This is a genomic window from Desulfatitalea alkaliphila (assembly GCF_022968795.1).
GTDB classification, from domain to species: Bacteria; Desulfobacterota; Desulfobacteria; order Desulfobacterales; family Desulfosarcinaceae; genus Desulfatitalea; species Desulfatitalea alkaliphila.
The window spans coordinates 76,627-99,005 of the sequence record NZ_JALJRB010000011.1 but is presented as its reverse complement, the minus strand read 5'-3'; the positions used below and the strand labels follow the sequence as shown (position 1 = coordinate 99,005).

General features: G+C 63.6%; 18 protein-coding genes. 3 read left to right on the top strand and 15 right to left on the bottom strand.

Annotated features, from left to right (window positions below):
• Window positions 1-6: 6 nt before the first annotated feature.
• The 12 genes from MRX98_RS11595 to MRX98_RS11540 form a co-directional block, all read right to left on the bottom strand.
• Window positions 7-1,944 (bottom strand): DUF294 nucleotidyltransferase-like domain-containing protein, encoded by a 1,938-nt coding sequence (locus tag MRX98_RS11595; protein WP_246907949.1) that lies wholly within the window; start codon window positions 1,942-1,944, stop codon window positions 7-9.
• Complete coding sequence (lipA, locus tag MRX98_RS11590; RefSeq protein ID WP_246907936.1) at window positions 1,944-2,798, bottom strand: lipoyl synthase; 855 nt, start codon at window positions 2,796-2,798, stop codon at window positions 1,944-1,946. Before lipA ends, MRX98_RS11595 begins: the two co-directional genes overlap by 1 nt.
• Window positions 2,795-3,487 (bottom strand): lipoyl(octanoyl) transferase LipB, encoded by a 693-nt coding sequence (gene lipB, locus MRX98_RS11585; RefSeq protein ID WP_246907934.1) that lies wholly within the window; start codon window positions 3,485-3,487, stop codon window positions 2,795-2,797. The genes lipA and lipB overlap by 4 nt, the downstream gene beginning before the upstream one ends.
• A gap of 6 nt (window positions 3,488-3,493) precedes the next feature.
• Window positions 3,494-4,939: an aminomethyl-transferring glycine dehydrogenase subunit GcvPB gene (gcvPB, locus tag MRX98_RS11580; RefSeq protein ID WP_246907931.1), complete on the bottom strand. Its 1,446-nt coding sequence runs from the start codon at window positions 4,937-4,939 to the stop codon at window positions 3,494-3,496.
• Entirely contained in the window at window positions 4,936-6,270 is a 1,335-nt protein-coding gene (gcvPA, locus tag MRX98_RS11575) for an aminomethyl-transferring glycine dehydrogenase subunit GcvPA (protein ID WP_246907929.1), read from the bottom strand. The genes gcvPB and gcvPA overlap by 4 nt, the downstream gene beginning before the upstream one ends.
• Window positions 6,271-6,275: 5 nt before the next feature.
• Window positions 6,276-6,674 carry a glycine cleavage system protein GcvH gene (gene gcvH, locus MRX98_RS11570; protein WP_343217758.1) on the bottom strand — a complete coding sequence of 133 codons (399 nt, stop codon included), beginning with the start codon at window positions 6,672-6,674 and terminating at the stop codon, window positions 6,276-6,278.
• Between the two features lie 136 nt (window positions 6,675-6,810).
• Window positions 6,811-7,797: a DUF4340 domain-containing protein gene (locus tag MRX98_RS11565; protein ID WP_246907927.1), complete on the bottom strand. Its 987-nt coding sequence runs from the start codon at window positions 7,795-7,797 to the stop codon at window positions 6,811-6,813.
• Window positions 7,798-7,812: 15 nt separating this feature from the next.
• Complete coding sequence (locus MRX98_RS11560; RefSeq protein ID WP_246907914.1) at window positions 7,813-9,999, bottom strand: Gldg family protein; 2,187 nt, start codon at window positions 9,997-9,999, stop codon at window positions 7,813-7,815.
• A 16-nt stretch (window positions 10,000-10,015) separates the two neighbouring features.
• Window positions 10,016-10,717: an ABC transporter permease gene (locus tag MRX98_RS11555; protein WP_246907902.1), complete on the bottom strand. Its 702-nt coding sequence runs from the start codon at window positions 10,715-10,717 to the stop codon at window positions 10,016-10,018.
• Window positions 10,718-10,719: 2 nt separating this feature from the next.
• Window positions 10,720-11,658: an ABC transporter ATP-binding protein gene (locus MRX98_RS11550; protein ID WP_246907900.1), complete on the bottom strand. Its 939-nt coding sequence runs from the start codon at window positions 11,656-11,658 to the stop codon at window positions 10,720-10,722.
• Window positions 11,659-11,888: 230 nt separating this feature from the next.
• Window positions 11,889-12,161, bottom strand: a complete 273-nt coding sequence (locus MRX98_RS11545; protein WP_246907898.1) for a transcriptional regulator — start codon at window positions 12,159-12,161, stop codon at window positions 11,889-11,891.
• Window positions 12,154-12,639 (bottom strand): low molecular weight protein-tyrosine-phosphatase, encoded by a 486-nt coding sequence (locus MRX98_RS11540; RefSeq protein WP_281432321.1) that lies wholly within the window; start codon window positions 12,637-12,639, stop codon window positions 12,154-12,156. The genes MRX98_RS11545 and MRX98_RS11540 overlap by 8 nt, the downstream gene beginning before the upstream one ends.
• 179 nt (window positions 12,640-12,818) lie before the next feature.
• Here MRX98_RS11540 and MRX98_RS11535 point away from each other — a divergent pair, with 179 nt between their 5' ends.
• The gene (locus MRX98_RS11535) at window positions 12,819-13,964 is read left to right on the top strand and encodes a sigma-54-dependent transcriptional regulator (RefSeq protein WP_246907892.1); all 1,146 of its coding nucleotides are present in this window, start codon (window positions 12,819-12,821) and stop codon (window positions 13,962-13,964) included.
• 64 nt (window positions 13,965-14,028) lie between these two features.
• Entirely contained in the window at window positions 14,029-15,657 is a 1,629-nt protein-coding gene (locus MRX98_RS11530) for a B12-binding domain-containing radical SAM protein (protein WP_246907889.1), read from the top strand.
• Between the two features lie 54 nt (window positions 15,658-15,711).
• On the opposite strand, the gene MRX98_RS11525 is transcribed toward MRX98_RS11530, so the two are convergent.
• From MRX98_RS11525 to MRX98_RS11515, 3 genes are all read right to left on the bottom strand, one after another.
• Window positions 15,712-18,534 (bottom strand): Hsp70 family protein, encoded by a 2,823-nt coding sequence (locus MRX98_RS11525; protein WP_246907881.1) that lies wholly within the window; start codon window positions 18,532-18,534, stop codon window positions 15,712-15,714.
• A gap of 193 nt (window positions 18,535-18,727) precedes the next feature.
• Window positions 18,728-20,548, bottom strand: a complete 1,821-nt coding sequence (locus MRX98_RS11520) for an Hsp70 family protein (protein ID WP_246907860.1) — start codon at window positions 20,546-20,548, stop codon at window positions 18,728-18,730.
• 16 nt (window positions 20,549-20,564) lie between these two features.
• Window positions 20,565-21,347 carry a DUF2760 domain-containing protein gene (locus tag MRX98_RS11515; RefSeq protein WP_246907857.1) on the bottom strand — a complete coding sequence of 261 codons (783 nt, stop codon included), beginning with the start codon at window positions 21,345-21,347 and terminating at the stop codon, window positions 20,565-20,567.
• Between the two features lie 321 nt (window positions 21,348-21,668).
• Here MRX98_RS11515 and MRX98_RS11510 point away from each other — a divergent pair, with 321 nt between their 5' ends.
• Window positions 21,669-22,340 carry a TVP38/TMEM64 family protein gene (locus MRX98_RS11510; RefSeq protein WP_246907854.1) on the top strand — a complete coding sequence of 224 codons (672 nt, stop codon included), beginning with the start codon at window positions 21,669-21,671 and terminating at the stop codon, window positions 22,338-22,340.
• Window positions 22,341-22,379 lie beyond the last annotated feature (39 nt).

Here is a 22,379-nt window from a genome sequence, read left to right as displayed (position 1 = left end):
GGTCGCTCAGGGAAAATTGAGAAAGAAATCCAAGCGCATTTTGGCCTGCGCGATGCGGATGCACTTGAACGCTTCCTTGAGCGATTGCTGCTCGATCTGGGTCATTTCGGCGGGTCTTAAATAGTTGTCCGGCGCGGCGCCGGCGCGGGTGATGCGCCGGGCCTGGTGCTTGAGGCGCTGGAGCATCAGGTGTTCATAGGCGTGCACCAACTCGTCGTGATCTTTTTCCTCCAAAACATCCCGTTCCCGCAGCAGGCCGAGCCTTTTGATGGTGCCGGTCTCCCGGATGCGCTCCTGCATGGCGTAGATCCGGGCGAAATCCACCACCAGCCGCATGGCGCTTTTGATGTCCAGGCCCCCTTTGCGCGCGCCCTTTTCCTCCAGTACGAAATTGCCGAAAAAGCCCAGCGGCGGCCTGAAATGGAGGGTGTTGCGGGCCATGTGGCGCAGAAATCCGGAGTATTCGGACAACTGGTCGAACAGCGCGGCGTGCAGCGCGTCCACCAAACGCGATTCACCGTACCCCAACCGGAAGTCGAAGAAAATGTTGGCGTTGAGCAGCCGTTCCGGGTCGTCGCTTTCCACCCAGCGGCGGTAGTGTTCCTTCCAATCGTGCAAGGGTCGGCACCACTGCGGGTTTTTGGCCATGATGTCGTTTTCGCAGTAAGCCTGGCCGATGGCGTTCAGATGGTCGCAGACCCGGGTGCCCAGTTCGAGAAAGTAGGCATGCACCTGCTCGGCTTGATCGGTGTCGGTGTCGGCGTAGACAATGGCGTTGTCCTGGTCGGTTTTCAAGGTCTGCTCCCGGCGGCCTTCGCTGCCGAAGAGCAAGAACGCAAAGGGCGCCGGCGGTGGCCCGAGGGCTTCCAAGGCCATCTCCATGATGCGGGTCAAGGCGGCATCGGTGAAGGCGGTGATGATGCCGTTGAGGTGGTCGGCCTTGGCGCCGCCGACGATGAGCTGGTCGATGAGTTGGGGCAGGCGGCCGTAGCCGTCCTTGATCGCCTCCAGTCCGGGCGCCGTGTGGATGGCGTGGGTCAGGATAATGGGCGAGGGGGTGCGGGCCAGGAAAAGTTCCCGCTCGGTGATCATGGCCTCGATTCGTTCGCCGCGCAACACCCCCAAGTGCTTCACCTGGTGGCGCATCATGGTGATCATGGCCTCGAAGATGTGGGTGTCGCCCGATACGATGATCAAGGGGGCGGACATGACGGCTTCCGCTGGGGTATCCGGGGAGCGGCCGTCGGCCACCACCTTCTTGCGCAGGTCATAGTCGGTGATGATGCCCAGGGGACGGTGGTTGTCATCGGTCACCATGATGGCGCTTTGTCGGCCGGTGGTCATCAGTTCCGCCGCTTGCCGCACGGGAGCGGTGCGAAGGCAGGCGGGAAAAGCGCGGGCGACTTCGGAGACGGCCTTTGAAAGAAAGGTGCCGCGGGCATCGTAATCGGTTCCATCCAGCGTGCCGGACGCCGTCGCGGGCGTCAGGCGCTTGTCTTCTTCTTTCAGGGAAGTTTTGAAGTGAGCGGCAAATGCCGGATGCTTGGCGCACAATCGAAAGAAATTCTCCCGGTCCAGGTGGTGCACGGTGGAAGTTTCCAGAGTGCGCACCGAACTGGTGGAGATGCCGTTGTTGAAGAGGATGGAGATGCCGCCGTAAATCCTGCCCACCCCCAATATTTCGTGCACCCGCACCTGGCCGTTGGACTGTATGGTTCGCTCCAGGCGCCCGCTTTCCACGATCAAAACGTGGGTCACCACCGTTTCTTCCTGCACCAAAAGCGTTTGTTCCGCCGGATGGACTTCGGTTTCCAGGTTGGCGGCCATGGTGGCGATTTCGCTTTGCGGCAGGGCCTGGAAGGGTGCAATGCTGCACAAAAAGGCCTGCTTGCGGCTGAGGTCCGCCGGTTGAAGCAAATGAACGGGGCGCGGAAAATTTTCCATTATTGAAAACTTTCTTTGGCTTTATAGGAGCTGCGCACGAACGGTCCGGCGGCAACGGTGCTGAAACCCATGTTCAGCGCCTTTTGGCGCCAGGCGGCGAACTGCTCCGGCGGGATGTAACGGGCCACGGCGTGGTGGGCGGGGGAGGGCTGCAGGTACTGGCCCAGGGTCAGAATGCGACAGCGAGCCCGGCGCAGGTCGGCGAGGACCGCTTCGATCTCGGGGTCGCTTTCCCCCAGGCCCAGCATGAGCCCCGATTTGGTGAAAATGGCCGGGACATGGTCGGCGGCGTTGCGCAACAGTTCCAAGGAGCGGCGGTAGCCGGCTTGGGGGCGCACTTCGGCGTAGAGCCGTGGCACGGTTTCCAGGTTGTGGTTGAGCACGTCCGGCCGGGCCGCCAGAACGGTGCGCAGGGCTTGGGCATCGCCTTGGAAGTCGGGGATCAGCACCTCCACGCGCACTTTGTCGATGTTTTCCCGCAGGGCCTGGATGGTGGCCGCGAAATGGGCGGCGCCGCCGTCGGGCAGGTCGTCGCGGGTGACCGAGGTGAGCACCACATAATCCAGGGCCAAGTCGGCAGCGGCGCGGGCCACCCGTCGCGGTTCGTCGGGGTCTGGCGGTGCGGTGGGGCCGCCTTTGACCGCGCAGAAGGTGCAGCCGCGAGTGCAGTGATCGCCCAGAATCAAGAAGGTGGCGGTCTGGTGGGCGAAACATTCGAACATGTTGGGGCAGCACGCTTCCTGGCAGACGGTGTGCAGCCGACCGCCGCGCAGCAACCGGCGGGTGCGTTCGTATTGGGGGCCGCTGGGAAAACGGATGCGCAGCCAGGGCGGTTTGGGCAATGGGGTGCTCATGCCGCCTCCCGCACCATGGGGGCCAAATCTTCCAGAGTGGCGGACGTAAGCGGCAGACGCAGCAGTCGGCCCAGATGGTCGGCCATTCGGCGGCGCACCTTTGCCATGTCCACCGGCCGGTCGGTTTCCCGGGCCAGGCTGGTCATCCGGCAGGCCTGGATGCCGCAAGGGTTGATCCAATCGAAGGGGGTCAGATCGGTGGTGGCGTTAAGGGCCAGGCCATGGAAGCTGACCCCCCGGCGCACGGTGATGCCCACGCTGCCCAACTTGCGGGAGCCCACCCAGGCGCCGCGGTGCACGGTGTCGCCCCGGGCCGTCACGCCCCAATGGGCCGCGGTCTGCACCATGGCCGCCTCCAGGGCGGTCACCAAATCCACCACGCGGATGGCGGCGGCATTGAGGTCGATCAGGGGATAGACCACCAGTTGACCGGGGCCGTGGTAGGTGATGTCGCCGCCGCGTTCCACCGGGATCACCGCAATGCCCTTGGTTCGGAGTTCCGATGCGGTGATCAGCAGGTTCTCGCGGCCGCCGCGGCGTCCCAAGGTGAAAACCGGCGGGTGTTCCACGAGGATGATCAGATCGCGATCCAGCCTTCCGTCACGGCGCGCGGCCGCGGCCGCCCTTTGCATGGCGAGGGCCTCGGCGTAAGGGGTGGCGGGCAGATCGAGCAGGTATGCGGGAGGCATGGCGCGTTATCCGGTCAGGCACGGTTTGCGTGCCGCTTGTACTTCGTCCAGGCGGCGCCGGTGAGCGTGCAGCGGCGCCTGCCGCAAGCGTTCGGGATCTTCGACCGCTTCTGCGGCGATGGCTTGCATGGCGGCGATGAAGCGGTCCAAGGTCTCCTTGGTTTCGGTCTCCGTGGGCTCGATCATCAGGGCGCCGGGCACCACCAGGGGAAAATAGATGGTGGGCGGATGGAAGCCGAAGTCGATCAGTCGCTTGGCAATGTCCAGGGCGGTCACTTTATGGGCTTGCTGATGCTTGTCGCTGAAAACGCACTCGTGCATGCAAGGCCGGTCGTAGGGCAAATGGTAGTGGTTGCGCAGGCCGGCGCGGATGTAGTTGGCGTTGAGCACCGCCAGCGGGCTGATCCGTGTCAGGTCGGCGCCCAGGCTCAAGATGTAACTGTAGGCCCGCACCAGGATGCCGAAGTTGCCGTAAAAGGCGTGCAGCCGGCCGATGGTGCGGGGAAAGTCGTCGCTCCAGGTGAAACCGTCGGCCGTTAGCACCACCCGCGGTACGGGCAGATAGGGGGCCAGCGCGGCGCTGACGCAGACCGGTCCGGCGCCGGGGCCGCCGCCGCCGTGGGGCGTGGAGAAGGTTTTGTGCAGGTTGAGGTGCAGCACATCCACCCCCATGGCGCCCATGTCCACTTGCCCCATGACGGCGTTCATGTTGGCGCCGTCGGCGTAGACCAGTCCCCCTTTGGCGTGGACGATGTCGGCCACTTCACGGATGTGGCTCTCGAAAAGCCCCAGGGTGTTGGGGTTGGTGACCATGATGCCGGCGGTGTCCGCGTCCATGCGCCGCGCCACAGCTTCCGGTTCCAGGATACCGTCGGGGCCCGAGGGCACCGCCACGGCGGTGAAGCCGCACAAGGTGGCGCTGGCCGGATTGGTGCCGTGGGCCGTGTCGGGAATCAGGATCTTGGTGCGCCGGCGTCCCTGGTCGCCGTGATAGGCGTGGAAGATCAACATGCCGGTCAGTTCGCCCTGGGCCCCGGCGGCCGGTTGCAGGGTGACCGCCGGCAGGCCGGTGATGGCGGCCAAAAATTGCTCCAATTCGAACATCAGGCGCAACAGCCCCTGGCTTAACGGGGGCGGCAGCAGGGGGTGGGCCCCGGCAATGCCCGGCAGGGCGGCCTGCCGATCGTTGGTTTTGGGGTTGTACTTCATGGTGCAGGAGCCCAAGGGGTACATGGTGGTGTCCACGGCCATGTTCCATTGACTCAGGCGGGTGTAGTGGCGCACGATTTCCGGTTCGCTCAAGTCGGGGAAATCGGGGCCTTCGCCGGCCAGGGCCGGGTCCAGCGGGTGTTCGGGCACGTCCCGCTCGGGCAGGGAGAAGGCCAGGCGCCCCCGGGCGCCCATTTCCCAGAGCAACGGCTCCGCCGACGGCTTGCGGACCTTGTCGTTCATGAAGACACCTCCGCCACCAGTCGATCCAGTGCCGCCTTGTCCGTGGTTTCGGTGACGCACAGCAGGTAGTGGTCGGCCAGTTCCGGGTAGAACGGCGCCAGGGGCAACCCGGCGACGATGCGGCGTTCCAGCAGGCGGCGATAAACGGCCTCCGAGCCGGGCGGCAGTTGCATGACGAATTCGTTGAACACCGGCGCGCTGAAAGGCAAGGCGACGCCGGCGTTGCGCAGCGCGGTTTGCAGATAACCGGCCTTGTCGTAATTGAGGCGCGCCAGGGCGCGGATGCCGGTGCCGCCCAGGGAGGCCATGTACATGGCGGCGGCGGTGGCGCACAACCCCTGGTTGGTGCAGATGTTGGAGGTGGCCCGTTCGCGCCGGATGTGCTGTTCGCGGGTGGCCAGGGTGAGCACGAAACCGCGGCGGCCGTCGGCGTCCACGGTCTTTCCGACCAGCCGTCCCGGCATGGCCCGCAGGTGCGCGTTGCGGCAGGCGAACATTCCCAGTCCGGGGCCGCCGAAGCTGCGCGCAATGCCCAGGCTCTGTCCTTCGCCGCAAACAATATCGGCGCCCAGGGCGCCCGGAGAAGGATAGAGACCGAAGGCCAACGGTTCGGTGAAGGCGGCCACCAGTAAGGTGGCGGGATCGCCATGGGCCGCTTCGGCCGCGGCGGCCAGATCCTCGATGCAACCGAAAAAGTTGGGCGACTGCACGGCCACGGCCGCCGGTTCGCGGGCATCGTCCAAGGGGTTCAAATCGGTGCGGCCGTCCGGGCCGTAGGGCAGCTCGATGATGTCCAGACCGGTGGGCCGCAGGTAGGTGGCCACCACATGGCGGTAATGGGGGTGTATCGCCCGGGAAATGGCCACAAGGCGCCGTTTGGTGATGCGCACGGCCATGAGCAGTGCTTCGGCCAAAGCCGAGGCGCCGTCGTAGACCGAGGCGTTGGCCGCCTCCATGCCCAGCAGGCGCGCCGTGAGGGTCTGGTATTCGTAGATGGCTTGCAGGGTGCCCTGGCTTACTTCCGGCTGATAAGGCGTGTAGGCGGTGGCCAGTTCCCCCCGCCGCAGCAGTTGCTGGACGGTTTCGGGAATGTAATGATCGTAGCTGCCCGCACCCAGAAAAATGTCGTAGCCGGGGCCGGTGGCTGTTTCAGCGGCCAGGTTTTCCATGTGCCGGTTCAGGGCCCACTCGCTGAGCCCCGGCGGCAGGTGCAAGGGTTGGGCGGGCCGGCAGTCGGCGGGGATGTCGTCGAACAGCGCCGCCAGGTCCTTGCAACCCACGGCTGCCAGCATGGCGTCGATGTCCGCCTCGGTGTGGGGAAGAAAACGCACTGCGTTCACCCCTTGAGCATGGCCAGGTAAGCGTCCCGATCCATGAGCGCTTCGAAGTCTGCTTTGTCGGCGGGCTTGATCTTCATCATCCAGCCATCGCTGTACGGTTCCTGGTTGACCTTTTCGGGGGCGTCGTCCAGCGCCCCATTGACTTCCATCACCGTTCCGGCCAGGGGGGCGAACAGCTCGGAGACCGCTTTGACCGACTCCACCGAGCCGAACTCCTCGTTCTGCTGCAGCTCGCGGCCGGTTTCGGGCAGTTCGACAAATACGATGTCGCCCAGTTGATCCTGGGCGTAGTCGCTGATGCCCACTACAAAGAGATCCCCTTCGGGGCGTGCCCACTCGTGATCTTTGCTGTAACGCACATCGTCGGGAAACTGCAGCTCCTCGATATCCTTCATCCAGGCCTCCTCACTGACGGGGGTAAATGGCCGGGGCGCATGGAACACCCCGCCCGAATGGGTCCGAACATGTCTATTCTGAACCCATCGGGCGGAAATTGCAAATCGAATTCGCTGTCGCTATCAGGATCGGGGACTATTGATCGCCGGCCAGGAGTGCGTCCAGCGCGGTTTCGTATTGTTCGACGCGCGTGGCGTCCAGGGCGAAGGCGTAATCGTTGGTGGAGGCCATGGCCGGTACTTTGTCTTCCGACAGTTGGGGTTCCGCGTCGGACGCGAACACCATCAGGGTGAAATTGCCGTCGGGGCTCTCGAAGGTGATCTGCCAACGGGGGGCCACGAGCCTTTCCACCGCCGCGTCGTCCAGGTAGCTGTCGCACTGCAGGCGGGCCATGCCCTCCAGCAATCGGGTGACGGCTTCCTGGTCCACGGTGCGGCCTTGGGCGTCCTGCCACGCCTTATGGACCGGGGGGCCGCCGCCGACACCGGGATCGTTCCGATCTTCCGAGGTGGTCCCATCGTCAACGGGTTGCAGTTGCAACACACTTGTCGCATCGGCACGGCTCAGGGCGATGGTGTGCACCCGGTCACGGTCGAAATCGAACACCGTGCGGTCCCGCAAGCTTGCGACGGTGCGGTCGAAGGTGCGCACGATCTGGCCGCGGGCGTGATAAACATTGGGATCGTCGGCCAGCAGGACGAAGGTGTGCTGCTGGGTGGGGGCCGGTTTGCCGATGACAAAATCCCGCACCCGGGCATCGCCCTGAAAGGCCTGCACCGTGATCCGCTCCTCGGGGGTCAATCCATAGCGTTCATAGCTGCGAGATTCCGATACCAGGGCGGTCAGGGTGAGATCCGCGGCGGCCTTGACCATGTTGTTGACGGCGGCCCTGTCGGCGGGATAGGCGCGGGGTCCGACGAACCAGCGTTCTCCCCTTTTTTCCAAGGTCATGGGCGGTTCGTTCCCCTTTGCAACCACCAACCGGTCGATACCGCCGCTGTCCGAAGCCGCCGGCTGGGGCAGGCCCCGCGCCGGATCGCCGCCGGAACGCAGCACCAGGTAAAGGACCAGGGTGAGGATGACCACTGCAAGCAGAACGAATTCAATCTTTCTGAACTTCATGTACACTCCCTCGCGCTATTTTTGGAAAAGGGTCTGGATACGCTTTTTGCGCAGGTGGCGCAACCACCACACGATCAGGCCGGAGAGCACCACCAGCAAGGGCAAGCCGGCCACGTTCAAGGTTTTGATGGCGGTTTTGAGCGTTGCGCTGGTGGGTTCCAGGGGGTTGTACTGCTGCTCCTTGCTGCGCATGACCGCCACCGCTTCGCGCCCGTTCAGGGCATCGATCATGTTCAGGATGAACATGCTGTTGGGATGCCGCCCGCCATCGTCCAGCAATTGGTCGGTGATCATCTTGGACGACGCGATCAGAAGGATTTTGGCCGGCCGCCCGGTTTCACGGAAACCGGTCTCGCTGATGATGGGCGGTCGTGCATCGACGGCAGGCGTGGTCGCATCGTTTGCTTCATCCGTTTCGCCGCCGGCCTCCGCGTCCGTTTCCGGCGCCGGCTTTGCGGGTATGGGTTTGTCCTTGAAGTAGCTGGAAAAGGCGCCTTCCAGCAGATAGGCCAGGGGGCGGCTGGCCATCTCCCGGTCCGCGGTGGGCGGTTGGATGAACATGGGGTTGAGCATGATGCGGTCGCGCATCTCCCAGGAGCGGTCCGAGGAGGCGAACAGTTGGTGGGCGGTCACCCCCTGGGCGGCGATGCGGTCGGCATCCAGCGTCAGGGGGGAAATCTCCAGGGTGATCAATCCTTTGATGTTTTGCAGATAGTCCAATTCCTTGTTGATGCGTTGGTTTTCGATTTCAGGGGCGAAGTAGATGGGTTGTTCGCCGCCGCCCTGTTGTTGCGGCAACCGCTGCCGGTAGCATTTTTCATCCAGCACCAGGGCCCGTTCGATGTGCACGCCGTAATGGTTCAGCAGCCTTTCCAGGCCGGTGTCCAGGGGCACGTGGACCGGCATCTGCTGGGCCATCATGGGTTGTTGGCGCGGTTGTTGCTGTTCGAAGGCGTCGATGAACAGGGCCAGGTTGGTGCCGCGCATCAGGGCCTGGTCGATCTGGAACAGATCGTAGTCGGAAAAGGTTTCGCCGGGTCGGGCGATGACCAGGGTCTGCAGCCCGTCGGGAATGGGTTCTTCGCGCAGATGAACCGGGGTGACGGCGTAGCTGCGATCCAGCAGGGTGCTGAAATTGTTGAGGGCGTCTCCCCGGGGGCCGAAGGGGCCGCCGCCGAGGGGCAGGGTGCCGAAGTCCGCCAGGTAGCCGAGGGATTCGTTGATGCCGATCAGCCGCTCCAGATGGGTGGCGACCAAAGTCTCGATCAGTTCCACCTCGGTGAGTTGGTACTGGTCGCCGAAAAGAGGTACGCGGATCGCCCGCAGCAGGGGGATTTCGCGAATTTGATCCTTGTATTGCAGCAGCAGGCCGACCACCCCTTCACCGGCCTGGACACCCATCGTAGGGGCGCTGTCCCAGCGCAGCGGCTGCAGGTCGGTGCGGGCGACCCGATCGGCCGCCGCGGGTTGGGTGCTGGGGTCGATGCGCTCGAAAGTGAGGCGGTCATAGGTTTTGGCGCCCATGCCCTCGATCACGGCGCGCACCTGGTCGGGATAGCGCTCCAGGTCCTGGATGCCGATCAGGGGTGCGATTTTGTAGAGGTCGGAGGAGAGCGCCAAGGTGGCCTGGACCGGTTCGTCCAGGGCCAGCAGGGCGCTCACCTTGTGATTCAGCTTTTGGATGGTTGTCGTCAACCGGTACTCCAGGCCGTCGGTGTCGCTGATGGTGGGGATCCGCTCCACGATGTCGCCGTGGATCATGACGAGTCCCATGTAAGCCTGCCGGAATTTGAGTTCGTCCCGTTCGACGATCTGGATCTGCACCGGTTGAATGCCGTAATCGCGGGCAATCTGTTGATTGGTGAGGTCCCGGTCGTCGGCGCCTTCGCCGCCCACGTTGTACACGTCCACCTTGAAAAAGCGCGGGTTTTGCTGGGCATACTCGTTGAGCAGGTCGCGCAGGTACTGCGCGTTGGTGTTGTAGGGGGCGGGCAGATCCCGTGAGAAGAACACCTTGACGGTCAGCGGCTCGGAGAGGGTGGCCGCCACCTCTTTGCTGATGGGCGAAAGCGAGTAGACCCGGTTGCGGGTCAAGTCGATGCGAAAGAAGATCCCCGTGGCGACGATGTTGATCAGCACGATCACCGTCACATACATGGCATACTTGATGTATTTTACGTGTCCTCGGTGCGTTCTTTCCATTGGTGCTTTCCTTTGCTTATCGATCTTCCATGGCCAGGTGGGTGGCGTACAATCCCAAAAAAGCGATGCTGAAAAAGTAGAGCAGGTCGCGGGAGTCGACGATCCCTTTGGCGATGTTCTTGAAATGGGCGTTGGCGCTGAGGTGGGTCAAAACATCCAGCGCCGGCGGTGGAAAGAAGAAAAGCATTTGGTCCAGCATGGCCAGCGCCACGCAGATCACGATGGCGGCAATGCAGGCGATGATCTGGTTGCGGGTCAAGGCCGATGTGAAAAGACCGATGGCGGCGTAGGCGGCGCCCAGCAGCAGGGCGCCCATAAAGCCGCCGATGGTGACCCCCCAGTCGAGATCGCCGATCCAGCTGATGCTCAGGGCGTAAAACAAGGTGGGCAGCAGAATGGCGGCCACGAACGCCACGGCCGCCAGAAACTTGCCGAAAATGATGTCCCGCAAGGTGACCGGCAACGTCAGCAGCAGTTCGTAGGAACCCGTGTTCAACTCCTCGGCGAACAAACGCATGGTGATGATGGGCACCAGCAGGGCGAAAAGAAAGGGCAGCATATCGAAAAAGCGTCGCATCTCCGCCTGGTCGTAGAGAAAAAAGGTGGAAAAAAAGAGCCAGCCGGCGAAGGCCAGAAAGATGGCGATGACAATGTAGGCGATGGGTGAAGCGAAGTAGTCTTTGAACTCTTTGTTGAATATCAGCAAGGTTTGGCGCATGGTCAGGACTCCCTGGTCAATTCACCGAAGAGGGTTTCGAGGGTTTGGGTTTCGCGGATCATCTCCAGCAGCACCCAATCGGTGGCCTTGATGGCGCCGTAAAGATCGGCCCGCACGTCCGTACCGGGCCGGCAGGTGACCGTGGCCTGCAAGATTGCGCCATCCGGCCCCGCCTCGATCTCCGCCGATTGCACGCCGGTCACCGTTTCCAGCAGGCGTCGGGCCGCGTCGGCCTCGGCCCCTTGCAGCGCGAGCTGAATGCGCCCGGCCCGTTGCCGGCCGGTGGTCAGTTCCCGCGTGGTGCCGTCGACGATGATGCGGCCCTTGTTGATGATGACGATGCGGTCGCAGGTGGCTTCGGCCTCACTGAGAATGTGGGTGGAGAGAATGACCGTCTTTTCCGTGCCGATGCGGCGGATGATCTCCCGGATCTCGACGATCTGGTTGGGATCGAGTCCGGAGGTGGGTTCGTCCAGGACCAGAATCTCCGGATCGCTCATCATGGCGTGGGCCAACCCCACCCGCTGTTTCAAACCTTTGGACAAGGTGGCGATGGGCTTGTGCATGATCTCCCGCAAACCGCACAGGTCGGTCAGCGCCTGCAGCCGTTGGAACCGCTCATCGCCCCGCAGACCGCGGATGCGGGCCACGTGGTCCAGATAATCATACACCAGCATGCTCTGGTAGAGCGGTGCCGACTCCGGCAGATAACCGATCGATTGTTTGATGGACAGGGGATCCTCGTTCATGTCACTGTCCTTGACCTGGATGCGACCGGCGCTGGGGGTGAAATAGCCGGTGAGCATGCGCAAGGTGGTGGTCTTGCCGGCGCCGTTGGGCCCCAGAAGCCCGACGATCTCCCCCTTGTGAATGTCCAGGTCGATGTGGTCCACGGCGCAGATGTCGCCGTAATACTTGGTTAAACCCTCCACGTGGATCATAGGCAAGCTCCCTGGTGCGCCTGTTTGGCGGCAGCACTTTCTCAAAACCTCGGCGTTGGTGTTGGATGTTCTCGGCGGTGACGGCGGTTGGCGGCTCAGGGTGATGTGTTGGAATGAATGGATGCCGCCGCGTCACCGTTGAACGGCATGAATCTGCCGTTCAAGAGGCGTTCATTAGATGAAAAGGGATGGGTTGTCAATATCCGCGGACCAACTCGCACAACACCCCTTCACGGGACGGTGCGTCCGGCCGGGTGCACTTCGTACCACGGACCCAGGATGCGGGATTGCTTGCATTTGGGGCAGCGGCCGGGGGGCGCCAACCGGCGGCGTTCCTTGAAGACAAAACCGCAAGCGCTGCACTCGGCCGGCGTCACGATCAGCCGGTCCTTGCGGGCGGTCACCGTTTTGGCGATATGGGGCAGATGGGTGAGCAGCTCTTTTTCCCGCAGGCCCAACGCCGTGGCAAGACGGGAGGGGTCCACGGGACCCTGCTCAAGCATCGCGACGATCTGCTGTCGTAAAGTCTTCATGGGTGCGCAGCCAATGGATGACGCCGTCGATACAGGGCCGCAGGATGCGCAGGCAGGCCTCGTAGCTTTCCAGGGGCAGCCCGTAGGGATCCTCGATTTCCGGCGGCTTCTGATCCTCGTAGCGGTGATCGAATTGGGTCAACAGCCTGATGCGGGGCCGTTTCCAAAAGACCATGCGGTTGAAATATTGGGCATGGGCCTTTTCCATGACCAGGGTCAGGTCGGCATCGGCGACCATGTCGCGGCTCACCTGACGCGCACGATGGCTGCGGATGTCGATACCTGCCTGCCCCATGACCGTCACCGCATGGGAGGCCGGCTGATGGCCGTGCAAGGCGTGGGTGCCGGCCGAAGCCACTTCGACCTGTGACCGCAGCCCGGCGGGCAGCATGGCTTGGAGCAACCCCTCGGCCATGGGGCTTCGACATATGTTGCCGGTGCATACCATTAAAATATTGAACATAGGATCAACCCGACGTCCCTTTCCAACGATGGGGTCCTCTCCAACCCCTTATTTTATACATATCGTGCGTGTTCGAGGCATGTCAACTCGACCTCCATCCTTGATATTTTCGTCCGGCTCCATTATATATTGACGATTCACTCCCTTGATGCTTGGAGCACACTATGGAATCTTGCCGCATCCTCTTTGTCGACGACGACAGGGACATCCTGGTGATGGTCGAACAATACCTGCAGATGCAACAGTATGACATCACCACGGTGGACAGTGGCCTCAAGGCGCTGGACATCGTCAAAGACCGGGATATCGACATCATCTTCACCGATTACAAGATGCCCGAATTCAACGGCCTGGAGCTGCTGGCCGCGGTCAAGCAACACAAGCCCGAGATCGAAGTGATCATGGTCACCGGCTACGGTTCCATGGAGTCGGCCATCCAGGCCATGAAGTACGGCAGCTACGACTATTTGCAAAAGCCGTTCAAGCTGGACCACCTTAAGCTGATCATCGACCGTATCGTGGAGGAAAAGAAGGTCAAGGACAAGGCGGACCTGATTCGCAAGCGGGGTCGTGTGCGACACAAGTTCCACGACCTGGTGGGCATCAGCCCCACCATGCAGCAGGTGTACGAAATGATCGAAACGGTCGGTCGCACCAACCCCATGGTGTTGATTCAGGGCGAAAGCGGCACCGGCAAGGAGTTGGTGGCCCGTACCATCCATCAACTGAGTGATCGGCGGGACAACGCCTTCGTTCCCGTCAACTGCGGGAGCATCACCGAGGGCATTCCCGAGGAGGAGGTGCTGGGTCACGTGACCGCCTTGATGGGCAAGGTGCACGGGGGCACCATATATTTGGACGAGATCGCCGAGCTGGCCCCCTCCCTGCGGCTTTCCATTCTCCAGGCCCTGGAGGCCGACTACCATCAAAAGCAGAGTGCCACCCGGGTCATCGCCGCCACCGGCAAGGAGCTGGGTGAGGTGATTGCCAGCGGTGCACTCAAAAAAGACGCCCTGGATCTGCTCAACGCAGTGGTCATACGGATGCCGCCGCTGCGCGAGCGCATGGAAGATTTGTGCCTGCTGATGCACCATTTCCTCTACCAGGCCTGTACCAAGCAGAAACGTCGGGTCATCGCCGTATCGCCGGACGCCCTCGATATTCTCATGCGTTACCACTGGCCCGGCAATCTGATTCAGGTGCAGAACGTCATCGACCGGGCGTTGGCCCTGGGTGTCGACGATGCCATCCAGCCCGATGATCTGCCGGCGGAAATTCAGACCTTTTCCACCATTTCCAAGATGGGATGAGCAACACGGCAGCGCCCGGGGCGCACCTCGGGGCCATCGCAACACTTGTACCGGCTTTTCGCCCATGCCCGACATTTTGCTCATCCAACCGCCGATTCAAGACTTCTACCTCACCGCCAAGCGCACCATGCCCTACGGCTTGGCATGCATCGCCGGTGCGCTGCGGCGGGATGGCTTCAGCGTGGCGCTGCTGGACGGTCTGGCCAGCGATAAATCCCGTATCCTGCCGTGGCCCTCTGCTCTGGGATACTTGCAGCCCTACTATGGACGGAAGGATCGCTCGCCCTTCGCTCTGTTCCACACCTATCGCCATTTCGGGTACAGCCTGGATCACATCGCCCGCCAGGCCAAAGCCTCGGGCGCTGCCCTGATTGCCATCTCATCCCTTTTCAGCGCATACAGCGACATGGCGTTGCAAACCGCCGCAGCCGTTCGGCGTGCGTGCCCGCAGGCCGTCATCGTGCTCGGGGGGCACCATCCCACGGCCCTGCCCCACTCGGTGATGGATCATCCGGCTGTGGATTACGTCCTTCGCGGTGACGGCGAGTGTGGTTTGCCACAATTGGCGCGAGCGCTGCGGCAAGGGGCCGCACTGGAAAGCGTCCCCGGCTTGGTGCGTCGGCGGCCCGGCGGCGGCGTGCAGATCAGCCCGCCGGCGGTGGCCGCCGATTTGGATGCATTGCCCGCACCGGCCTTCGATCTTGTCCAGTGGCGCCATTATCGCAGACACGGGCACGGCGGCTTGGCCATCACCGCCGGGCGCGGCTGCCCGATGCGCTGCACCTACTGCGCGGTCAACGCCGCCACCTATCACGGCCACCGCCGTCGCAGCGTGGCCGCCGTCATGGAAGAGATCATCGCCGCCGATGCCATCACGCCCCTCGGTTTCATCGATTTCGAGGACGAACACCTAAGCGTCGATAGGGACTGGTTTCTGGCGCTGCTGGATGTTCTGGAACGGCGCTTTGCCGGTCGGCGGATCGAATTGCGCGCCATGAACGGTCTGCTGGCATCCTCCCTGGACGACACCCTCTTGGCCGCCATGGCCCGCGCGGGCTTCAAAACCCTCAATCTGGCGCTGATCACCACCGCCGCGGCCCAGCTCAAGCGCTTCGGTCGTCCCGACGTCACCGCCGACGTGGATCGCATTTTGAAAACCGCACCGGCCCACGGCCTGAACGCCGTGGCCTACCTCATCGCCGCCGGACCGCAACAGGATCCCATGGACACCGTCCGGGACTTGCTTTTCCTGGCCCGCCGTCGCGTCCTGGCCGGCGTTTCCATCTTCTACCCCGCGCCCGGCAGCGCCGACTACCGCTGGTGCCGGCGCCACGATCTGCTTCCATCGCAGACCCTGCAACTGCGGTCTTCCGCATTGCCGTTGCAGCACACCACCACTCGGCGCCAAGCCTTCACCCTCCTGCGCCTCGGCCGCATCCTCAACTTCACCAAACAACTGTTGGACCAAGGCGTGCCATTGCCCTCACCCGCTCCCGCTCCCCTTGTCGTTGCGGACACCGGCGACCGACTTTCGGTGGGTACGCGGCTGCTGGCCGCCTTCCTTCATTCAGGCACCATTCATGGCGTGGATGCGGACGGCGCCCTTTACCCCCACCGGATCGACGAGGTCCTGGCCGATGCATTCCGGGAGGGACTGATGACGCAACCCGTCAAGGGGGCATTGAAGCATTGATGCGCGGCTTATAGCGCTGCAGGGTTGAAAACAGCCAAGTGCGCAACTTGACTGCTATCGCAAAATCAACCCTGCCGGCAGTGATTCGCCGAACAGGGTTTGTTCTTCTTGACGGGCGATGGGAACCACGGTTTCCAGCAAGCGGATGTGGTCGGCCAGTTGGGAGTGCGGGGCCATCCAGGCGCGGATGCGGTCCACGGTGGCGGCGTCCATGTCCCGGGTACGGTCGCCGGTTTTGCGGGCCAGTTGCGCCAGGGCCGGGCCGACGATGTCGGGTTGAGGCCATTTTTGGGCCAACAGGTGGTCGATCCAGCGGGCGACTTCGTCGGGGGCAACGACCCGGTCGGCGGAGCCGTACAGCAGCTCCCGTGCGCCGATGCGGGCCAGGGACCAGAGCTGCTGGCGGCGGGCTTGCTGGGGATTGAGCTGGTCGAGCAGCAGACGTCCCCATTGGATTTTGTCGTTCACATAGAGCCGCTCCAGATTGGCGATGGCCATCCACAATTCGATCTGGTGCTGGGCGGAAAGGCGCGTTTTTTTACCCTTCTTGGGTTGCAGCAGACGGGTCCAGGCCTGGCTGAGCTGGCGCTGCTGACCGGGGGTGAGGCCGCCGGCCAGGCGGCGCCAGAGAATCCACCATTCGCTCTGCACCTGGGCATGTTTGGGGTGGGCCGGGCCTTGGGCAAAAAGCTTCCATATCCGCTGGATGCGCTCGGGGTCGAGGCTGTCACCGAAGCCGGGCCGCAGGCAGTAGCCGGTCAAGTTCATCCAGCGTGCTTCGTGGGCCGGGCTTTGCGTACGCCGGGGCAACAGTTGGATCAGTTGGTCGACCAGGTCCCGCAGCAAGCGCAGGGGCCACTGTTCCCGTGGCAGGTCCACGGCGGCGGCAATGGCCTTGGTCATCCCGTCCAGCCTTCCGGTGTCCGTGCCCTCGAGGGCGGATTGCACCTCCTGGCGGGCGGCTGCCACCAGATGTTCCTCCAGCACCACGGCCTCCTGAACCACGGCATCGGCGGGCAGGGCGTCGCGCAGTTGGAATTGGAGCTGCCAGCGGTGGTCGCTGATGCGGGAGCGGCACCAGAGGTTGAGGGCGCCCAGCTCGGTGTATTCGGCTTCGATGTGCGCCGGGATGCGGGTGCGGCTGCCCTTTTTGCCGTAGCGGATGACGGTTTGCAACGGCGGCAGACGAGAAAAGGTGTCGTCGATCCGCACCAGGTCGGCGCCGCGGTCCCCGCTGCGGTAGCTGGAGCTGAACAGTTCGATGCGCACCGGTTCATTGGCCCGCACTTCGAATTGGTGCTCGGCCAGGGTGATGCGGCTGCCTTCGTCCAGCCCCCGGGGCACCACACAGATGGCCCGCTCGGTGGCCGACGGCGCGGCCGCCGCATCCGCTTGCCCCACGCCCAAATAGTAACCTCGGGGGCTGCCGCTGCCCACCCGCAGGCCTTTGCCGGCCTTGACCAGACCGTAATAAGCGGCCCCTTGGGCCACGGCCAGATCGTGGTGCCGGTTTTCCAGGATGGCCGGCCGCCGCCCGTCGGCAGGGCCGAACCAATGCACCAGGGCGTTGACGATGCGCTGCTGGACAATGGCCGGCGCCAGGGCGCCGCCGTTGAAGAGCACCAGGTCGGGCAGGGGATCCGCTTTGCCGATGGTCTCGGCCACGTCCCGGCGGTGGCGCTCCAGGAAACGCATCAGGTGGCGGGTGATGGCCGGTTCCGCTTCGTAGGGCAGACCGAATTCTGCGATGGCCGGGCGTTGGGGTGGGGAGTCTTGCCCGGTCTCTTTGTCCACCAGGGGGAAAAAGCCCTCCAGGATCATCCCTTCGATGGTGGCGCGGTCCAGATCCGCGGAGAGGGTGCCGGCGATCAAACGGCTGCCGCTGCCCACCATGGTGACCCGGTGGCGCTCGGCCTGGCCGGAAAGGATTTGTTCCTTGGCTTGGCGGCATTGGTGGCAAAGGGTCTGCCAGCGGTGGGCGTCCAGGCCGGGCCGCTGCTGCGCTTCGCGCCAGCGGGCCTCCACCTGCCGCGCCAGGGCCAGATCCATGTTGTCGCCGCCCAGCAGCAGGTGATCGCCCACGGCGATGCGCTCGAACCGGGGGCTGCCGCCGCCGGGGTCGGCGGTGAGGGTCACCAGGGTGAAGTCGGTGGTGCCGCCGCCCACGTCGCAGACCAGGATCAGTTGGCCGGGTTGCACATGCTTTTCCCAGTCCTCTTCGTGGCGCGCCAGCCAACTGTAGAAGGCCGCCAGGGGCTCTTCAAGGAGGGTCACCCGGCGCAGACCGGCCTGCTCGGCCGCCGCCAGGGTCAACTCCCGCGCCACTTCGTCGAAGGAGGCCGGCACCGTGACGATCACCGTCTGGTTTTCCAGGAACAGCTCTTCCTCATCGCCGTGGCTGTGGTTCCAGGCCTTGCGGATGTGTTCCAGGTAGGCGGCACCGGCCTGCACGGGCGATATTTTGTGCACTTCACCCGGCGCGCCCCAGGGCAGGATGCGCGCCTGACGATCCACGTTGCCGTGGCACAGCCAGCTTTTGGCCGACGCCACCAGCCGCGCGGGCACCCGGGCGCCGTGATCCCGGGCCCAGACGCCCACGAAACTGTCGTCGGGGCGGGGCCAGGGATGGTGCAAGGCCTCCCGATCGATGTCGTAGTCACCGGGCAGATAGAGAAAAGAGGGCAGCACCGCCACGCGGCTGAAAGTGCCGGCAGCGGTCAACTGGGGCACTTGGAAAAGGGTGCTGCCGGCACCTTTCGCCGGTGCCGCCGTCAAATCCACATAGGCCGCCGCGGAGTTGGTGGTCCCCAGATCAACACCGATCAGAAACCGCCGCCCCCCACCATCAATTTCCGGCCCCTCCGCCGAATCATCCATACGACCCTCCGATCCAACCATCCAACCCAAACCTTTCCCACACCTCACCAGCCCTTTTCACGCCGCTCCCCATAATTCAAACACCTCAATCAAATCGACAAAATACCTTGCTTTAAACTTTAAACTTCTCTTATTCTTTTTCTTCTCTTCATCCTTCGAATTAAACTTAACACTTAACACTTAACACTTAACACTATCTCTCCCTCACATTCCATTCCAACTTCCACCGCCGCTCATCCACCTTCGAAACACACCACAATTCCAACGTTCCCACCTCGGTCACATGCAGTTCCAGGGTGACCGGCAGTATTTGGCCCGGCTCGCCGTCCAATGTGGTTTCCAGGGTGGTGATGGGTTGGATTTGTTCTTCCCAATCCTCCACCACCGTGCCCACCGCATCCGCTTTGCGGGTGGTGGAACCGAGGAAATCGAACACCACCGGCTCGCCTACCCGCAGGACGAATTCCCGATCGGCGATGGCCGCCGTGGTGCCTTCCTCCATGCCGAAAGCGGCCACGCACAGCGCCTTGGTGGGGGCGGGCAGGCCCGGCACGGCGGGCATGGCGGCGGCGATGCCGATGTAATAGGCGCGCCCCAGCCCGCCGCGGATGCGAATGCCCGTGCCCTGTTTGGCCAGTCCGTAGCAGGCGGCGCCGCGGGCCACGGCCAGATCGAAGTCGGCCCCATCGATTTCCCGCACGGTGCCGCTCGGTGACCAACGGTCGAGGGCGGTAAGGATCTGTTGTCGAAAGAGGGCCGATTTCATCACGCCGCCGTTGAACAATACCGCCGTGGGCGCCGCGGAGCGGCCGTCGGCCGCGGCGCGGTCGAGAAAGGCGGCCAAATGGCGCGTGATGGCCGGGTCGGCTTCGAAGGCCAGGCCGAACTCCTGGATGCCGGCCCGCTTGGTGGCCTGCGGCCTGTCTTCGCGGTCGCAAAGGGGCAGAAAGCCGTCCCGCAGCAGATGCTCCGCGGTCTCGCGGGTGAGGTCGGTGGAGATGGTGCCGCCGATGAGTCGGCTGCCGCGGCCCAGGACCGTCACCGGCAGGCGCTGCAGGTCGGGCTCGCTGAGCAGCCGCTCCTTGGCCGTGCGGCAGCTCTGCCAGAGTCCGTTCATCTGCCAACTGTCCAGGCGGGTGCCGCCCTCGGCCAGTTGGCGCGCCAGGGCGTAGGCCAGGGTAAGGTCCATGTTGGTGCCGCCGATGAGCAGGTGATTGCCCACGGCCACGCGTTCCAGGGAAAGCCGTCCTTGATCGTCGGCCACCTGGATGAGGCTGAAATCGGTGGTGCCGCCGCCCACATCGCACACCAGCACCAGGTCGCCCGGCGCCATCACTTCGCGCCAGCGTTCGGCGTGATGGGCGATCCAGGCATAGAAGGCGGCCTGCGGCTCTTCCAGCAGGGTGACCTTGGGCAGACCGGCCATTTGGGCTGCCGCCACCGTCAACTCCCGTGCCACGGGGTCGAAGGAGGCCGGCACCGTGAGAAACACGGCCTGGTTCTCCATGGCCAGGTGGGCTTGCGTCTCGCCGGACGGCGAGCGGGCCATCACATGGTTCCAGGCCAGGCGCAAATGGCGCAAAATGGCGGCGGAAGCCTCCACCGGCGACATCTTGCCTTCGGTGGCCGACGGGCTGCCGCCGGCGGCTTCATCCCAGGGCAGGATGCGGGCCTTGCGGTCCACCAGGGTGTTGCACAGCCAGGACTTGGCCGAAGCGATGAGCCGGTGGGGGATCTCCTCGCCGCGCCGGCGGGCAAATTCCCCCACCGCCATGCCGGGGTTCGGATCCCAGGGCAGGGCCAGGGCATCCCGGGGCACGTCCTGCGCCGTGGGCAGCAGCACGAAGGAGGGCAACAGGGGGCGCGATGCCACCACCCCCGCGTCCACCAGTTGAGGGATTTCCAGCAACCGGATGGAGGCCTCTTCCACCCGGTCGGTGTCCGCCGGTACATAGGCCACCGCGCTGTTGGTGGTGCCCAGGTCGATGCCGATGATATATCGGGGGGTGTTCATGGGCTTAAATTCCTTTTCATCTCACTTCCACTTCCGCCGGGGCGATGATCTCCGGGGCCACGCTGCCTGAAAAGGACGGCAGGTCCAATTTGCGGGCCCGCCAGCCGCGATGGCGCACGATGCCTTTAAAAGGGGGGCGGCCGGTCACATTGCCCACCAGTTTGAGGGCGTTGGGGTCGAAATCGGCCGCCACCTCGATCTCCTCCTCTTCTTGCTGAGCGAGGATCGCCTGCGGGGCGATGACATCATCAAGGGCTTTTTTGCACCCCTCGTGAATGCTGCGCACCGCGGCACCGATTTGACCGTCGTTGTAAGGGGTGAGATCTTCCGAGAAGAAGTCCAGCAGGCGACCCTCTTTTTGCAGCACGGACACCAGGTGCAGATAGAGCCGCTTGGCGTCGGCCGCCCGCTGTGCTGCCGCCTCGGCCGCTTCGTCCGGTTCGCGCGTTGGCGCCGGCTTTGATTTTTTGCGGGATTTGGCGGCGGGGGGCACCGCGTCGCGGACAACGTCGGCCATGGCACGGCGGGCGGACCAGGCGGAGAGCAGGGTGATGAGCAGGAAAAAGAGACAAACGGCCGGCACGATAAAGGGCCAGAACCCCTCCGCGGCCTTGCCCATCCACTCGGCCAGGCGGGTGATTTCGGCCGAGGCGGGGTGGGCCTGGACCAATCGTCCGGTTTGCGCTGCGGCGACATCCAACAGCCAGTAGGCGGCGCCGATGAGCGCCCCGCAGGCCAACAGGTTGAAAAAGGCGATGCGAATAAACAGACGCCGGAAAAGCGGTACGGAATTGTTCATGACCATCGTACTCCTCATTGACATGGAAATCGGCCGGAATCCATTGGTTGGCACGGCAATGCACCGGTGTGCAAAAAAACCTTTCCATATCATTATTCGGCCCTGGTGTACATCACTCCGGCGGGTGAAAAGCGACCCATTTGCATCCGGCCCCTTTGCCTTGGCGACGGTATTCCAGGTGTCGGTATTTCAAGTTGTCGCGGCACGATTTTCAGAACAGAGGGCGAACATGCTATGGTGTGCCATGTCCGGCGCCCCTGCGGGCAAGGCCGGGTCATTGAACACAGAAAACCGGGGTGGGATCGGGTTGTGGATGCAAAAATGGCCAAGCCCCGATACAAACCCATTTTGTTCGGTCTGGTGGTCGTGCTGGGCATCGTCGCCGGGCAGTTGGGTTGGTTCGATTGGCGGCTGTTTGTCGCGCAAGGGGAGCGGTACGCCCACTTGTGGTGGTTCATACCCGCCCTGATCGCGGCCAAGGTGGTGTTGTACACTTTCGCCTTGCCCGGATCGACCCTGATATGGGTGGCAGGGCTTTTTTATCAACCGTTGACGGCCACCGCCATCATCGTGGCCGGGGGTACGCTGGGGGCCTTGGCCGCCTACGGCCTGTGCCGGTGGTTGGCCGGTAAGGGGGGCGGATCCCCGGCCAAACCAGCACGGGTGTTGCGCTTTCTGTACAGCAACAGCGATTGGGGCACCCTTTTGGCCGTTCGCACCCTGCCCAATTTTCCCCACTCGGTGATCAATTACGGGGCCGGCGTCCTGGCGGTGCCTCTGCCGCGATTTCTGATTGCCACAGCGGTCGGTTTTACGATCAAGGGGTTCCTGTACGCCCTGATGATCCGCAATGCCGCTACGGCCGACACCATTGCCGAGGCCATCGACCTGCAAACCCTCGGGCCATTGTTTGTCCTGGCAGCACTGTTTTTGGCAGGCCCGGCGCTGCAGCGCCGCTTCCAAGCTTCGCGCCGGTCCGGCGGTACACAGTGAATTGGCTTTCGCGGCCGGAAACAAGGGCCACGGCCGCCC

Excerpts from the sequence above, each read along its gene's own strand:
- gcvH (WP_343217758.1), bottom strand. The coding sequence starts at position 6,674 with ATGAAGGATATCGAGGAGCTGCAGTTTCCCGACGATGTGCGTTACAGC.
- MRX98_RS11545 (WP_246907898.1), bottom strand. The coding sequence starts at position 12,161 with ATGCTTGAGCAGGGTCCCGTGGACCCCTCCCGTCTTGCCACGGCGTTG.
- MRX98_RS11540 (WP_281432321.1), bottom strand. The coding sequence starts at position 12,639 with ATGGTATGCACCGGCAACATATGTCGAAGCCCCATGGCCGAGGGGTTG.
- lipA (WP_246907936.1), bottom strand. The coding sequence starts at position 2,798 with ATGAGCACCCCATTGCCCAAACCGCCCTGGCTGCGCATCCGTTTTCCC.
- MRX98_RS11525 (WP_246907881.1), bottom strand. The coding sequence starts at position 18,534 with ATGGATGATTCGGCGGAGGGGCCGGAAATTGATGGTGGGGGGCGGCGG.
- MRX98_RS11565 (WP_246907927.1), bottom strand. The coding sequence starts at position 7,797 with ATGAAGTTCAGAAAGATTGAATTCGTTCTGCTTGCAGTGGTCATCCTC.
- MRX98_RS11530 (WP_246907889.1), top strand. The coding sequence starts at position 14,029 with ATGCCCGACATTTTGCTCATCCAACCGCCGATTCAAGACTTCTACCTC.
- gcvPB (WP_246907931.1), bottom strand. The coding sequence starts at position 4,939 with ATGAACGACAAGGTCCGCAAGCCGTCGGCGGAGCCGTTGCTCTGGGAA.
- MRX98_RS11560 (WP_246907914.1), bottom strand. The coding sequence starts at position 9,999 with ATGGAAAGAACGCACCGAGGACACGTAAAATACATCAAGTATGCCATG.
- MRX98_RS11515 (WP_246907857.1), bottom strand. The coding sequence starts at position 21,347 with ATGAACAATTCCGTACCGCTTTTCCGGCGTCTGTTTATTCGCATCGCC.
- MRX98_RS11550 (WP_246907900.1), bottom strand. The coding sequence starts at position 11,658 with ATGATCCACGTGGAGGGTTTAACCAAGTATTACGGCGACATCTGCGCC.
- MRX98_RS11535 (WP_246907892.1), top strand. The coding sequence starts at position 12,819 with ATGGAATCTTGCCGCATCCTCTTTGTCGACGACGACAGGGACATCCTG.
- MRX98_RS11595 (WP_246907949.1), bottom strand. The coding sequence starts at position 1,944 with ATGGAAAATTTTCCGCGCCCCGTTCATTTGCTTCAACCGGCGGACCTC.
- MRX98_RS11555 (WP_246907902.1), bottom strand. The coding sequence starts at position 10,717 with ATGCGCCAAACCTTGCTGATATTCAACAAAGAGTTCAAAGACTACTTC.
- MRX98_RS11520 (WP_246907860.1), bottom strand. The coding sequence starts at position 20,548 with ATGAACACCCCCCGATATATCATCGGCATCGACCTGGGCACCACCAAC.
- lipB (WP_246907934.1), bottom strand. The coding sequence starts at position 3,487 with ATGCCTCCCGCATACCTGCTCGATCTGCCCGCCACCCCTTACGCCGAG.
- MRX98_RS11510 (WP_246907854.1), top strand. The coding sequence starts at position 21,669 with ATGGCCAAGCCCCGATACAAACCCATTTTGTTCGGTCTGGTGGTCGTG.